Below are 13,865 nucleotides of genomic sequence, written 5' to 3' on the forward strand. Positions count from 1 at the left end.
TGGTGCACACCTCCCTCATGAGACCACTCATGAGGGAGGGCCAAGATGAAGGGCGGCGTGATCCTGTTCCGCGGCAGCGGTGCTGCCGCCCGCCGCTATGTCGAGGCCGACCGGTCCCGCGCCGACGAGTACTACCTCGGCGCAGAAGACGCCGTAGCGGAGTACGCCGTGATCGACTCCACCGGCGAGCTCACCTTTGCCCGGTCGCTGTCGGCGGACGAGTACGAGGGGTGGGTGGACTGGATCAACCCGGACACCGGGGAGTCGATGGGCACGCCGCGGAAGCCCGGCGACGTGCGGAAGGGGTCGCCGTTGTTCGCGGAGATGACGATCAATGCCCCCAAGTCCCTGTCGGTCGCCGCCGCCCTCCACCCGGCGGTATCGGAGGCGTTGGATATGGCGCAGCGTGACGCGGCGACAGAGATTCAACGGTTCCTTGGCCAGCACTCGGTCACCCTGGCGGGGCCGCGCGGCGCGCAGGAAGTCCTCCCGGTCGAGCACATGCAGACCGTCGCGATCACGCACAAGACCTCGCGGGCGGGTGATCCGCACCGGCATATCCACTTCCAGATCGGCACCCGGGTGTGGGCGGCCGGGAAGTGGCGGGCACTGACCACCGCGGCCCTGTTCAAGCAGCAAGGAGCGATCCGCGCCCTCGGCACCGCGGTCATCGCCGCGCACCCCGAACTCGCGCAGACGCTCGCGGAGCACGGTCTGACCCTCGACCCGGTATCCGGTGAGGTGACCGAGCTGGAACCGTTCAACGCGGTCATGTCGAAGCGGTCGGCGCAGATCAGACGCAACCTGGACCGCATGGTCGCCGAGTGGCAGGCGGAGCATCCCGGCGAGACTCCTGGCCCGGCACTCACAGCACGGTTGCAGGATGCCGCGTGGGCATATCAGCGTCCCGGTAAGAGGCCTGCCGACCTCAAAGATGAGCAGTGGTGGGTGAACGAACTCACCGAGGCCGGATACGACCCGGCCCGCTTGCATCGGCGGGAGACGCCCGCGCCGGTATCGCTGGATGACCTGTCGGTGCAGGAGGTCGCCAGTCGCGCGCTGGACCGGAGCGCCGCAGGAGCGTCAACGTGGACGCGGCACACCGTGGCCGAGCACGTCACGAGGGTCATCACCGAGGCGGGCGCGCGGGCGACGCCCGCTGAGTTGCGGGAGTTCATCGGTCTGGCGACCGGGCTTGCTGTCTCGGATTGCTTCTCTGTTCTGCCGCCGGGCGCACTCACGCCGGAGCATGTCGCGCATCTGACCAGCCTCAGCGTCGTCGCCGCCGAGACCGCGCTACGCGACCAGATCACCACCGCTGTGCCGGATCGGGAGCCGGAACACCCGGACGTGACCCGCGTGGCGCACGCCACCGGACTCGATGCCGGACAGACCGTTGCGGCAGCGGCGGTGGCTTCTACCGATCCGCTGGTGATCGTGGAGGGTGCGGCGGGCAGCGGGAAGACGACCATGCTGCGCACCGCGATCACCGTCGCCGCCGGACACGGCAGGGCGTCGCGGGTGGTTGCACCGACGTTGCGGGCGGCGCAGGTCGCGCACGACGAACTCGGCGTACCCGCGACATCGATTGCGGCGCTGGTGCACGCGCACGGGTGGCGGTGGAACCGTGACGGCGTGTGGACACGCCTGAACCCCGGCGACACCGATCCCGCAACCGGCGGCACCTATACCGGGCCACCCGAAGACGCGCGACTGGATCGCGGCACACGGGTGATTGTGGACGAGGCCGGGATGCTCGACCAAGACACTGCCCACGCCCTCCTCACCATCACCCAAGAAGAAGGCGCCACCGTCGCGCTCATCGGTGACCGCGCCCAGCTCCCCGCGGTCGGCCGGGGCGGTGTGCTCGACATGGCCGAACAGATCAGGGGCCGCACCTACGACATGACCGAACTCCATCGGTTCACCGACCCCGACTACGCGGCCCTCACCCTCGCCATGCGCGACCGGGAGAACCCCGGTGACGTGTTCGACCGACTCGCCACCCTGGGCCTCGTCATCCTGCACGCCGTCGAGGACGCGGCCCGCGAGCATATCACCGCCCACGCCCGTGACGGGGAGGCAATCACCGTCGCCACCAACGAAGAAGCCGCTGCGGTGAACGAGCGCATCCGCGCCGGGAGGGTCGAGCGTGGCGAGGTAGACGACACCACGACGGCGACCGGCAGCGACGGCTTGAGCATCGGTGCCGGTGACCTCATCCAGACCCGCCGCAACGACAGCACCCTGGGTGTGGCGAACCGGCAACAGTGGATCGTGCAGCACGTCACCGACGAGGGCACGGTGTATGCCTACGAGGTCGGCAGCGACCGCAAGCACCTGCGCACCGTCGCGCTTCCACCCGAGTACGTGGCCGAGCACGCGCACCTGTCCTACGCCGCGACCGCGTACGGCGTCCAAGGCGCAACCGTTGACGGCTCCCACACGCTGCTCAGTAACGCGACGAGCGCGGCGGGCGTGTACGTCGGCATGACCCGAGGCCGCGACACCAACCGGCTCCACATCGTCGCCGAGAACATGGACGACGCCAAGATTCGGTTCATTGAGGCGATGGAACGCGACCGGGCAGACCGGGGCCTCGACCACGCCACAACCCAAGCCGTCGAAGCAGTGCGCGGTCTCGTCAGTGACGGCCCGGCCAAGCTTGTCACCGCTGAACTCGTCCGCCTTGACCAGGAAGCCGAGCGCGCCCGGAGACAGGCGGAGCGGTGGGAGCAGATCGCCGCACGCCTCGACGCCCAACGCACCGCTCATCGAGCGGGGGACGATAAGAGCACTGCCGTGCTCCGCAAGGCCGAAGACGAGGCCGCACGAGTGCGCGCCGAGGTCGCTGGACCGCTCACCGCTCAAGCCGCACACGACGGTGCGACCTATCTCAGTGCTGTCGAGGGTGAAGACACCGCACGCGCCCGACTCGCCACCGTGGGCAGGTTTGGCCGACGCAAAGCCCGCGCCGAGCACCGCACCGCAACCGAACACACTCAGACGTTGCGCGGACAGGTCACCACCGAATGGGGCACCACGCCGAGCGGCTCTGACCGTCTCCCGGAATGGGCAGCCCGAGTCGCCGCTAAGCGCGCCGAGACCGATCCGCGCGTGACCGACGCCGCCCAAACCCTCGAGGCCGCCACCGCCGACCGGAAAGCGACACTCGGGCGGCACGAGCAGGAGCGGCTGGCGTTGCTGGTCAGCGAGTACGGGGCGGAGCGAGCACGTCGTGACCATCTCGGCATGCGGATAGCGACCCCCCACCGCGACGCCCGCGACGCCCGAGCGCGAGCCGCCACGACCCGTGCTGAAGCCGACGAACTGCGCGGTCTCCCCATCACCGACGCCGCCCGACGCATCGAAGCCAAGCGTGCCGATCAGGAGCACGCTCGACAACGAGCAGCGGAACGGGCGCGGCAGGTCCATGACCCGTTTGCGCTTGATCCTTACCGCCACGACCCCCGTCGCGAGGGGCCGGCACGCGGGCTGTAGCCGTGTTCGTGCACCTATCCTGATTATGTGGAGACAGCAGTGCGGGGATGCGGACCGGTACTGGCGGCAGGCCGACGGCACTCAGTTGCGCTGCGACAGGATGGCACCGTGGTCGCCGTTGGTGATGGCAGAGCTGGTGAATGCGATGTCGACCGCTGGGAAGACGTGATCGCGGTAGCAGCGGGCAACGTCCATACCGCCACGAACACGGGCAAATCGCACACCATCGGTCTTCGCTCAGACGGCACAGTGCTGGCGACTGGATGGAACGACGACCAGCAGTGCGAAGTCGGAGGATGGCGAGACATCGCAGCGGTAGCGGCGGGTTGGCGACGCACCCTCGGTGTCGCCTCGGATGGCACGGTGCTGGCTACCGGACGCATCAGCGAGGGCGCGTGCGATGTGCGATCCTGGCGAGACATCGTGGCAGTCTCGTGCGGCGACTGGCATTCGGTCGGCCTATGTGAGGACGGTTCAGCCGTAGCGGTCGGTAACAACCGACGAGGGCAATGCGCTGTTGGGCACTGGCGGAACCTCACGGCGATTGCGGCAGGTTACCTCCACACGGTCGGGTTGAGACACGACGGGCGAGTACTCACTACTGCGGCACCGGCCACAGGAGCGGGCAACGTCAGCCGGTGGGAGGAGGTCGTCGCGGTGGCCGCCGGGAGTCGCCACACAGTGGGCGTGACCGCTTCCGGCCGGGTTCTGGCCGTTGGGGATAACAGCCACGGGCAGTGCGATGTCGAGGGCTGGGACAACATCATCGCAGTCGCAGCAGGCTCCGCCCATACCCTCGGCCTGTGCGCTGATGGTGCCCTCGTCAGCGCAGGAAACAGCGCCGACGGCAGGCGAGACGTCACGTCGTGGATAGGCCTGCACTGCCCTGAAAGAGACTAGAAACCACAGGAACACGACGACCAAGACCGGACCCCTGCGCCTATGCCGCTACACTGGTGGTGGGACAATAGTGTGCACGAGCGGGAGGAATGTCATGGCAGCTTCCATCGATCTGGAATACCCGTTCACTGGCCGCTGGATCGTCCAGAACAGCCCCGCCAACCGAGTACCCAGCCATGGCACGGCGCTGCTGGCCACGTCCTACGCCATCGACTTCGTTCCCGCCGATGGCGCCGGGCGCTCCGCACCCATCACGTTCAGTTCGTTCATACGACCCGAACCGGCAGAGAAGTTCTCGGGCTTTGGCCGCATGCTCCTGACGCCTGTCGAAGGGATCGTCGTCTCCGCGCACGACACCGAACCCGACCACCCTGCATATCGCGGACTACCGTCTATCGGCTATGCCCTCACCCAGCAACGCCGAGCCCGAGCAGGGTGGATCGCACTTGCCGGTAACCACGTACTCATCGAGTCCGATGGTGTCGTGGTCGCCCTCTGCCATCTCCAGCAAGGCAGCCTGAAAGTCCGGACGGGACAGCGCGTGCAGATAGGCACCGGGCTCGCGCGCTGCGGGAACTCCGGCAACAGCACCGAGCCGCACGTCCACATCCAAGCGATCACCACCCCCGATATCGAGCGCGCCGCAGCCGTGCCCCTCACGTTCAGGGGCACCCTCCCGCGCAACGGAGCGGTCATCGACATCAGCGATTAGTGGTGTCAAACACAACATGTGGTATTGGCCAGTGCGATGTCGTCGATGTCCGTTCCCGAGGCGAGGGCGATGAGATTGCCGAATCGCCGGCCGCGCAGCTGGCTGGGATCGGCGATGAGCACGATGTGCGCAAAGTGCTGCCGCATCCGTGTCAGCTCTTCGCGAGCGCTGGCGTGCGGGGGACGGTCGGCGATGTTGGCGAGGTAGATGCCCTGGGGTCGAAGCGTGCGCGCGGCGTGGGAGAAGAACGTGTCGTCGGCAAGCTGGCCCGGCGTCTCATCGGCGCTGAAGGCGTCACGGACGACGAGGCTGAGGGCGTCGTCGCAAAACGTGGCGATCTCGACCGCACCGTCGCCTGCGCGCAGCTTGAGCGCAGGGGAGCGGGGCAGGTCGAACCACTCGCGGACGTATTCGAGGAGCTTCTGGTCGATGTCGATGGCGGTCTGCCGGGACCCGGGCCGGGTCGCGTCGATGTAGCGGGCCAGCGAGCAGCCGGCCGCCCCGATGTGCCCAGCACGCAGGGTCTGACCTGTGTCGAAGAGCGCGTCGATCGTGCGGGCCATCCAGTCGAGGTACTCGAAGTCCAGGCGGGTCGGGTCGCTGAGCGTGATGCACGAGCTCGGCACGCCGTTGACGTAGAGGACCCACGAATCGGGTTCGGCTGGCACCGGTTCGATGCGTGCGGTGCCGGTGGAGATGGCGTACTCGCGCTGCTGTGCCTCGTCCTTGGCCCGTCTGCGTCCCATGCGCCTTACTGTAGACTGCCGGCGACTGCTGCACGCCAGCCGGGCACGACTGGTCGGCGTCGGTGTGCACAGCCTGCCGCTGTCCACAGCTGGGGCACGGCCCGCTGCCCGCAGCGGCGGCACGGCACACAGTGAGGACATGAATGCTGCTCCTGAACACCTCGCCCCTGAACTCATCAGCGCGGTCCCGCACCTGCTGACCTATCAGCCGACCGAGTCCCTGGTGCTGGTCAGCTACGACCATGACTGCGGACGCATCAGCTTCGGTCCGGCCCTGCGCATCGACTTCGGTTTCGAGGCCGTCGCCGCTGCCACCGAGACGGACCTGCTCGAACCGGTCTGTGCCTTAGCCCGGGTCTCGGCATCGCAGTACGTCATCCCGGTGCTCTTCTCCGCTGACATGGACGGAGCGGCGCGAGCGCGCTGGGCAGATGATCTACTCGACAATGTCTTCGATCACTATGCGGTGCCCCTGAAGCTCATCGGCGAAGCACTGGAGTGCACCGGCTTCACCGCCCACAGCGCATGGTGGGTCTCACAGCTCGGGTACGGCTCCTTCACAGCGGGCATGCGCTCGGGGACGGTCTGCGAGCTTGAGCGCACCCAGTCCTTCCGCCAGCTCAGCCGCGCCAACGGTGACCCCTTCGCAAGCTTCTCAGCCGCCACCGCCCTGCCGGAATGCGACCTGGCCCTCGAAAGCGTCATCACCGGCACCCGGGGAGTGGCCCACGAGCGGGATGAGCTGTTCGAGGCGTGGCTGGCTGAGGTGCTGCGCTATGCCGAGCTCATCGAATCCGGTCAGCAGCACAGCCTCAACACGCTTCCGGCTCCGGATCCGAAGGCGGTGCTCGGACTGGAGGCTCTGTGTCAGGAGAAGTGGGGTCGCGATGCGGTGCTGATGCTCGTGAGCTTCGAACACAGCGCGTTTCTGCCCGAGGACATGCGGCGCCTGGAACCTGGCGAGTTCGCCGCCTACGCCGAGGCGGTCGCCCCGCTGGCGGAAGCTACCGCCGAGCTGCCGGGCTTGAGCTCACGGCGACCGAACGCCCGCGCGTCCGCCTACGGGATCCTGCTGCTCAAGACGATGGCCACCTACGTGCGGATGGAGCACCTGCCTGCGGTGCTGTCGATGATCGCCTGGATGGAATGGTCGATCGGGCGTGCATCTTTCGCCTTGTGCTTCGCCCGCAATGCGCTGACCATCGACAGCACGTGCACGCTCGCCAGGCTCGTCTCCCGAGCGGTCATGACGCCCACGCTGCCGCTGTGGGCGCATGAACCGGTGCCCGAACAGATCCTGGGTGATGAGCCTGCGACGTTGAGATCCGGATCCGCCCCTGTCGCGTCGCTGCCGCCCCGCAAAGAGCCTGAGCCGCAGGAGCTTTCGCTCGACAGAGATGATCCTCCCGTGCTGGAGGGCTGAACCGTCGGATCAGCCGCGCCTGCCAGGTGGTGTGGCAGACATCACCTGGAAGAGGTCTTGTCAATCGGTGCGCTGCGTGCGTGTGATTAGCGCAGTGGGGAATATCGTGCCAGAATGGCGTGTTGACCCGGTCAGGCGGACGAGCTGTCCACAGGCTCGCCCTGCTTGACAAGGGTCTTACTGATGCTCGAAGAGTGTCAGCTGGGCCAGACACGACTCCTCCGAAAGGTGATCCAGTGCCGACAGACGCCAAGGGTTCGAGCACCACTGCCGCATCGACGGACACTTCGTCGAAGTCAACCGCATCGAAGAAGTCGGCAACGACCACGGCGAAGGCATCGGCCGCTTCGAAGAAGCCGGCGGCAAAGAGCACCGCTGCGAAGAAGACGAGCACCGCGAAGTCGACCACGGCTTCGAAGACGGCTGCTGCAAAGAAGCCAGCGGCCCAGACGACCACCACCGCCAAGAAGACCACCACCGCCAAGAAGACCACCACCGCCAAGAAGACTACGACCGCTAAGAAGGGCACCACCGCTAAGAAGGGCACCACCGCCTCCTCGGCCGGGGCCAAGAAGACCACGTCTGCCACGTCGACCGCGGAGAAGAAGACGACGTCGACGGCGAAGAAGACCACCGCGGCCAAGAAGACGGCGGCCGCCAAGAAGTCCGAGGATACGGACAAGAAGACAACTTCGAGGGCGACAGCCGAGAAGAAGCCTGCGGCTCGGAAGTCGGCCGCTTCGGCGACCGCTGCCAAGAAGACCGCCTCCACGTCGACGGCGGCGAAGAAGACCACCGCTAAGAAGACGACCGCCAAGAACGCGGGGCTCGACGCTGAGGCCAAGGACGCCGCAGCTGCCGCCAAGGGCGCCGACGGCGCAGCCCCAGAGGCGCCGGTCGAGCAGCTCGAGGCAGAAGCCCTGGCCAGCGAAACCGAGACGAAGAACGCGCAGGAAGAGAAGAAGGACGAGGCTGTCAAGGAAGCCGGAGGCTTCGTCGTCTCTGACACCGACGACGACGACCAGCCAGCCCAACAGGTCGTCTCCGCAGGCGCGACCGCTGACCCGGTCAAGGACTACCTCAAGCTCATCGGCAAGGTCGCGCTGCTCAATGCCGCTGAAGAGGTCGACCTCGCCAAGCGGATCGAAGCTGGCATGTATGCCGAGCACCTGCTCAACGCCGGTGAGGTCACCGAAGCCAAGGACGTCCGCGACTACAAGTGGATCATCCACGACGGGCGGCTAGCCAAGAACCACCTGCTCGAAGCCAACCTCCGCCTCGTCGTCTCCCTGGCCAAACGCTACACCGGCCGCGGCATGCTCTTCCTCGACCTTATCCAGGAAGGCAACCTCGGCCTCATCCGCGCAGTCGAGAAGTTCGACTACACCAAGGGCTTCAAGTTCTCGACCTACGCTACGTGGTGGATCCGCCAGGCCATCACCCGTGCCATGGCCGACCAGGCGCGCACCATCCGCATCCCGGTGCACATGGTCGAGGTCATCAACAAGCTCGCCCGCGTCCAACGCCAGATGCTGCAGGACCTCGGTCGCGAACCGACCCCGGAGGAGCTCGCCAAGGAACTCGACATGACCCCGGAGCGAGTCATCGAGGTGCAGAAGTACGGTCGTGAGCCGATCTCGCTGCACACCCCGCTCGGCGAGGACGGCGACTCCGAGTTCGGTGACCTCATCGAGGACTCCGAAGCCGTTGTGCCGGCCGACTCGGTCAGCTTCACCCTGCTGCAGGAACAGCTGCACTCAGTGCTCGACACGCTCTCTGAGCGCGAAGCAGGCGTTGTGTCGATGCGATTCGGCCTCAACGACGGCCAGCCGAAGACCCTCGACGAGATCGGCAAGGTCTACGGGGTCACCCGAGAGCGCATCCGCCAGATCGAATCGAAGACGATGGCCAAGCTGCGCCACCCCTCGCGCTCGCAGGTCCTGCGCGACTACCTCGACTGACACATCCGAAAGACATACTGAGCCGGGTTCCATTCTGGGACCCGGCTCCTGTCATCAGCGAACCCGAAGACAGACCCCCGGTGTCGCTGGTCAGCCAAATGCGGTCACTGCTCGGCGAAGTGCGCTTCGAGACCTGCGACGATCGCCTCGGCGTAGCGCTGCCGGCCCTCTTCGGACTCCATCAGCGCGGCCTCATCGCGGTTGCGCATCTCACCGCATTCGATCATCACCGCCGGCACCTCGGCGTGATTGAGCCCGGCGATGTCGGTGCGGGCGACAACCCCGTCCCTGCCGTAGGCGGGATTCGGATCGAACTCGGCGTCCTCGAATGCGGTGACCATCTGCTCGGCGACCGCCCGGCTGGGCTCCTCCACATCCGCGTGGACGGCATCGTCGACGACGATGACATGGAAGCCGCTCGCCGAGGTCTCAGCGGTGCCGTTGGCATGAATGCTGACAAGCGCATCGGCGCCCGCCTCACCGGCGAACTGCCCGCGCTCATCGACACACGGCCCGACGCCATCGTCATCGGCACGCGACATCACCACCTCGGCGCCGGCGTCTTCGAGCAGATCCCCGGCGCGCACGGCGACATCGAAGGTGAAGGCGTGCTCCGGGTAGTCGCCTGCAGTGGCGGTGCCGGTGGTGTTGCAGGCCTTCGTACCGCCCCGACCGTCGGGCACCTTCCGACTGATCTCCGAGGGATTCCTGCTGTTCCTGCCGTTGTGGCCGGGATCCAAGGCTATCGTGAGCCCGTCGAGCGCCTCCGCGGTCGCAGACGGGCTCGGCGAACCGGAGCCGACCGTCTCACCCGCTACCGGCGTCGCCACGGGCGCCGAGGTGGCAGGCGCCGTGGGTGTCTGCGCGGACTGGCTGCTGCAGCCGCTGAGCAGCAGACCAGCACTGAGCAGTACGGCGGACACCGGGCCTGTCGTGCCAGCCAAGGGAGGGGAGAACATCACACGTCCAGCGTAGCTGAGAGCCGATCCTGCGGTGCACGGCATGGCAGCGGGCGATCGAGCGCATGAGCGCATAGACTCTGATGGCGGCCCAGCAGTGACCGCAGAGCAGCAGCGACGACGAAAGGGTGGAAGCGTGGCAGTCAAGAAGGCCTCGGACAAGGAATACGGAGCGCGTCAGCTCTCCGTCCTCGAAGGGCTTGATGCCGTGCGCAAACGCCCGGGAATGTACATCGGTTCGACTGATTCGCGCGGGCTCATGCACTGTCTGTGGGAGATCATCGACAACTCCGTCGACGAGGCCCTCGGCGGCCACGGTGAGGACATCGACATCACCCTGCACCCGGACGGCTCCGTCACCGTGGCCGACAACGGCCGCGGCATCCCCGTCGACATCGAGCCCAAGACCGGGCTGACCGGCGTTGAGGTCGTCATGACGAAGCTGCATGCCGGCGGCAAGTTCGGCGGCGGATCCTACGCTGCTGTCGGCGGACTGCACGGCGTCGGCGCCTCTGTCGTCAACGCGCTCTCGGCCCGCCTCGACGTCGAGGTGACCCGCGCCTCGAAGGTCTTTCGGATGTCCTTCCAGCGCGGCAAGCCCGGCCGCTTCGACGACAGCAGCGGCGAGCCGTCCCCGGACAACCCGTTCACCCCCTTCAAGAAAGCCTCCGAGCTCGACACCGTCGGCAAGGCCAAACGTGGAGCGACCGGCACCCGCGTGCGCTACTGGGCGGATCCGCAGATCTTCCTCAAGGACGCCGACTTCGCCTATGGCGCACTCATCGACCGCGCCCGCCAGACGGCCTTCCTCGTTCCGGGCCTGACGATCCGGGTGACCGACAACCGGGGAATCGCCCGCGACGAGACCGGCGAGATCATCGAATCGCGGGCCGAGGAGTTCCGCTTCGACGGCGGCATCTCCGAGTTCGTCGATCACCTCGCCCATGACGAAGCTCTGACCGACACGTGGCGGCTGACCGGTTCCGAGACCTTCAAGGAGACCGTGCCCGTCCTCGACGAGCAGGGCCATATGGTCTCGACCGAAGTCGAGCGAGAGGTCGGTGTCGACATCGCGCTGCGCTGGGGCCGGGATTACGAAACCCGGGTCAAGAGCTTCGTCAACATCATCGCCACACCTAAGGGCGGCACCCACGTCGCCGGTTTCGAAACAGCGCTGCTGCGCACCGTGCGCAAAGCCGTAGAGGCCAACGCCCGCAAGCTCAAAGTCGGCAAGGACAGACTGGAGAAGGACGATGTGCTCGCCGGCCTGACAGCCGTGGTCACTGTGCGCATGGCCGAACCGCAGTTCGAGGGCCAGACGAAGGAGGTGCTCGGCACCTCGGCGGTGCGGCAGATCGTGGCGCGTGCAGTCGACCGGCAGCTCGGGGAGATCCTCTCGTCGGCGAAGCGGCCGCACAAACAGCAGGCCACCCTGCTGCTGGAGAAGATCGTCTCCGAGATGAAGTCCCGGATCTCCGCACGGACGCACAAGGAGAACCAGCGGCGCAAGACCGCCCTCGAATCCTCGTCCCTGCCGGCCAAACTCTACGACTGCCGCAAGAACGACCTCGACCGCTCCGAGCTGTTCATCGTCGAAGGCGACTCGGCGATGGGCACTGCCAAGCAGGCCCGGGACTCCGAGTTCCAGGCGCTGTTCCCCATCCGCGGCAAGATCCTCAACGTGCAGAAGGCTTCGGTCGGCGACATGCTCGCCAACGTCGAATGCTCGGCCCTCATCCAGGTCATCGGTGCCGGCACCGGCCGTACCTTCGATGTCGATGCCGCCCGTTACGGCAAGATCATCATCATGACCGACGCCGATGTCGACGGCGCCCACATCCGCACGCTGCTGCTGACGCTGTTCTTCCGGTACATGCGCCCGCTCGTCGAGGCGGGCCGCGTCTATGCCGCCGTGCCGCCGCTGCATCGCATCGAGGTGATCAACCGCGGCAAGGCGAACGACTACATCTACACGTACTCGGAGAAGGAGCTGGCCGGCGAGCTGCGCAAGCTCGACCGGGCGAAGAAGGCGTACAAGACACCGCAGCGATACAAGGGCCTCGGCGAGATGGACGCCGACCAGCTGGCGGAGACGACGATGGATCCGCAGCTGCGCTCCCTCAGGCGGGTGACGATGACCGACGCCGAAGCCGCTGAGACGACGTTCGGCCTGCTGATGGGCTCCGAGGTCGCACCGCGCAAGCAGTTCATCGTCTCCGGTGCCGCAGTCCTCGACGCCGAGAAGATCGACGCCTGATCCCGGCTGCTCAGACGCTGAGCAACTCGACCACTGCGACCACCGGCGGACTGACGACGAGCGCTGCCGAGACGATGACGACTGCCGAGCGCAGCGCCCCAGACGGCTGGGGCAGCGGATGCTCCAGCCGGGCGAGCCGCTCAGCACTCAGGGTGCGGCTGTAATGCCCGGCCTGCAGGCGGCTCATCTCCCGGACAGCGGCCGCGAGGTCGTCAGCGGGCACCGCGCGGCGGGCCACATCATCGGCCATCACCTCGATGAGCCGGGTCACCTGATCGAGAGCCTGGCGTGCTGCCGGCAGGAAGGGCAGTGCATGCTGCCATGCGGCGAAGGGCAGCACGACGAGTTCGTGCCGGCTGCGCAGGTGGGCGCGCTCGTGGGCGACGACGGCATCGCGTTCGGCAGGACTGAGGGCAGCGATCAGCCCCGTTGAGAGCACCGTGGTACCGTGCTCGCCCTGCGGCAGACAGTAGGCGACGAGCTCATCGACCTTGAGGATCCTCGTATGCGGAAGTTCCTGCGAGGGCTCGGTGAGCACCGCGACAAGTGCGGCGTGCCGGCGTCGCTGACGCTGCACCCTGATCCAGTGGATCACCAGGCTGCTGAGCAGCCGCAGCAGCAGTGCGGCCCCCAGCCCGACGAGCAGCCAGTTCCACCAGCTCAGAGCGCTGAGGCTGCGCCCGTCTGCCGGCCCTGGCGCGCCGGTGAAGGGCATGAACGCGAGGATGAGGACAGCCGAGGTCAGTGAGAGCCCTCCGGCTAAACCGATGGCCTGCCACAGCAGCAGACGCGCCGCCGGATCACGGCTTCCGGGATAACGGGCGAAGAGACGGGGGATCGGCCAGGCAAGGACGATCGCGAGCGCTGTGAGCAGCACTGCGCTGAAGAGCATCAGATGAGGGGACGTTCAGCTGTCGGCGCCGCGGCGCTGGAGGAGCCTGCTGAGGAATGCCGTGTCGGAATCGGAGACAGTGCCGAGGAAGCGCGCAAGTACGGCCTGGCGGTCCGACGCCTGATCGAGGACTTCATTCATGAGTTCGGCGACATGCTCCTCACGCGTGAAAAGCGCAAGATAGCGGTGCGGGCGCCGGGAGCGATCCCGGCGGGCGAAGCCCTTCTTCTCCAAGCGCGTGAGCACCGTATGGACTGTGGTCAGCGCGAGGTCGCGGTCAGCCAGCGCGATCCGGAGATCGGCAGCGGTCATGCCGTCGACTGAGTTCCACAGCGCATTCATGACACTGCGCTCGAGTTCACCCAGAGTTGCCACCTACGTACTCTCCCTGTCGTGGTTTCGCCTGCTTTTAGCAAAAGTTTAGTGCGGATAATGACGAGCACTTGGCGTGGTCCGCAACGGCGTGTCCGTTTCAGGCCATCTCCCAGTAAAGCCCAGGGGCACAGCACGGTCA

General features: G+C 66.8%; 10 protein-coding genes. 6 read left to right on the forward strand and 4 right to left on the reverse strand.

Annotated features, from left to right (window positions below):
* The first annotated feature begins 45 nt into the window (after positions 1 to 45).
* The 3 genes from mobF to M3B11_RS01525 all read left to right on the forward strand — a co-directional run bounded on the left by mobF (position 46) and on the right by M3B11_RS01525 (position 5,113).
* Complete coding sequence (gene mobF, locus M3B11_RS01515) at positions 46 to 3,501, forward strand: MobF family relaxase (protein WP_259874851.1); 3,456 nt, start codon at positions 46 to 48, stop codon at positions 3,499 to 3,501.
* A gap of 39 nt (positions 3,502 to 3,540) precedes the next feature.
* Positions 3,541 to 4,401, forward strand: coding sequence for a chromosome condensation regulator (locus M3B11_RS01520; RefSeq protein ID WP_259874953.1), 861 nt, complete (start codon positions 3,541 to 3,543; stop codon positions 4,399 to 4,401).
* 94 nt (positions 4,402 to 4,495) lie between these two features.
* Complete coding sequence (locus tag M3B11_RS01525; RefSeq protein ID WP_119932700.1) at positions 4,496 to 5,113, forward strand: M23 family metallopeptidase; 618 nt, start codon at positions 4,496 to 4,498, stop codon at positions 5,111 to 5,113.
* Positions 5,114 to 5,118: 5 nt separating this feature from the next.
* On the opposite strand, the gene M3B11_RS01530 is transcribed toward M3B11_RS01525, so the two are convergent.
* Entirely contained in the window at positions 5,119 to 5,859 is a 741-nt protein-coding gene (locus tag M3B11_RS01530) for a spermidine synthase (RefSeq protein WP_259874853.1), read from the reverse strand.
* Positions 5,860 to 5,998: 139 nt separating this feature from the next.
* On the opposite strand from M3B11_RS01530, the gene M3B11_RS01535 reads away from it, so the two are divergent.
* A complete protein-coding gene (locus M3B11_RS01535) occupies positions 5,999 to 7,282 on the forward strand; it encodes a DUF4192 domain-containing protein (protein WP_259874855.1) in 1,284 nt (427 codons plus the stop codon).
* A 236-nt stretch (positions 7,283 to 7,518) separates the two neighbouring features.
* Positions 7,519 to 9,243 carry an RNA polymerase sigma factor gene (locus tag M3B11_RS01540; RefSeq protein WP_259874857.1) on the forward strand — a complete coding sequence of 575 codons (1,725 nt, stop codon included), beginning with the start codon at positions 7,519 to 7,521 and terminating at the stop codon, positions 9,241 to 9,243.
* A 104-nt stretch (positions 9,244 to 9,347) separates the two neighbouring features.
* On the opposite strand, the gene M3B11_RS01545 is transcribed toward M3B11_RS01540, so the two are convergent.
* Complete coding sequence (locus M3B11_RS01545; protein ID WP_259874954.1) at positions 9,348 to 10,202, reverse strand: N-acetylmuramoyl-L-alanine amidase; 855 nt, start codon at positions 10,200 to 10,202, stop codon at positions 9,348 to 9,350.
* A 136-nt stretch (positions 10,203 to 10,338) separates the two neighbouring features.
* Between M3B11_RS01545 and M3B11_RS01550 the strand changes: the two genes are divergently transcribed.
* On the forward strand, positions 10,339 to 12,459 hold the full coding sequence (locus tag M3B11_RS01550; protein ID WP_259874859.1) for a type IIA DNA topoisomerase subunit B: 2,121 nt from the start codon (positions 10,339 to 10,341) through the stop codon (positions 12,457 to 12,459).
* Between the two features lie 10 nt (positions 12,460 to 12,469).
* On the opposite strand, the gene M3B11_RS01555 is transcribed toward M3B11_RS01550, so the two are convergent.
* Together M3B11_RS01555 and M3B11_RS01560 are read right to left on the reverse strand one after the other, a co-directional pair.
* Entirely contained in the window at positions 12,470 to 13,351 is an 882-nt protein-coding gene (locus M3B11_RS01555; protein WP_259874860.1) for a M56 family metallopeptidase, read from the reverse strand.
* A 15-nt stretch (positions 13,352 to 13,366) separates the two neighbouring features.
* The gene (locus tag M3B11_RS01560; protein ID WP_259874861.1) at positions 13,367 to 13,726 is read right to left on the reverse strand and encodes a BlaI/MecI/CopY family transcriptional regulator; all 360 of its coding nucleotides are present in this window, start codon (positions 13,724 to 13,726) and stop codon (positions 13,367 to 13,369) included.
* Positions 13,727 to 13,865: the final 139 nt, after the last annotated feature.

Origin of the sequence: Brevibacterium sp. p3-SID960 (assembly GCF_025144725.1) — a bacterium.
In the GTDB taxonomy this organism is placed as follows: Bacteria; Actinomycetota; Actinomycetes; order Actinomycetales; family Brevibacteriaceae; genus Brevibacterium.

Bases quoted from the DNA above. Each gene is read 5' to 3' on its own strand.
- mobF (WP_259874851.1), top strand. From the start codon at position 46: ATGAAGGGCGGCGTGATCCTGTTCCGCGGCAGCGGTGCTGCCGCCCGC.
- M3B11_RS01525 (WP_119932700.1), top strand. From the start codon at position 4,496: ATGGCAGCTTCCATCGATCTGGAATACCCGTTCACTGGCCGCTGGATC.
- M3B11_RS01530 (WP_259874853.1), bottom strand. From the start codon at position 5,859: ATGGGACGCAGACGGGCCAAGGACGAGGCACAGCAGCGCGAGTACGCC.
- M3B11_RS01535 (WP_259874855.1), top strand. From the start codon at position 5,999: ATGAATGCTGCTCCTGAACACCTCGCCCCTGAACTCATCAGCGCGGTC.
- M3B11_RS01545 (WP_259874954.1), bottom strand. From the start codon at position 10,202: ATGTTCTCCCCTCCCTTGGCTGGCACGACAGGCCCGGTGTCCGCCGTA.
- M3B11_RS01555 (WP_259874860.1), bottom strand. From the start codon at position 13,351: ATGCTCTTCAGCGCAGTGCTGCTCACAGCGCTCGCGATCGTCCTTGCC.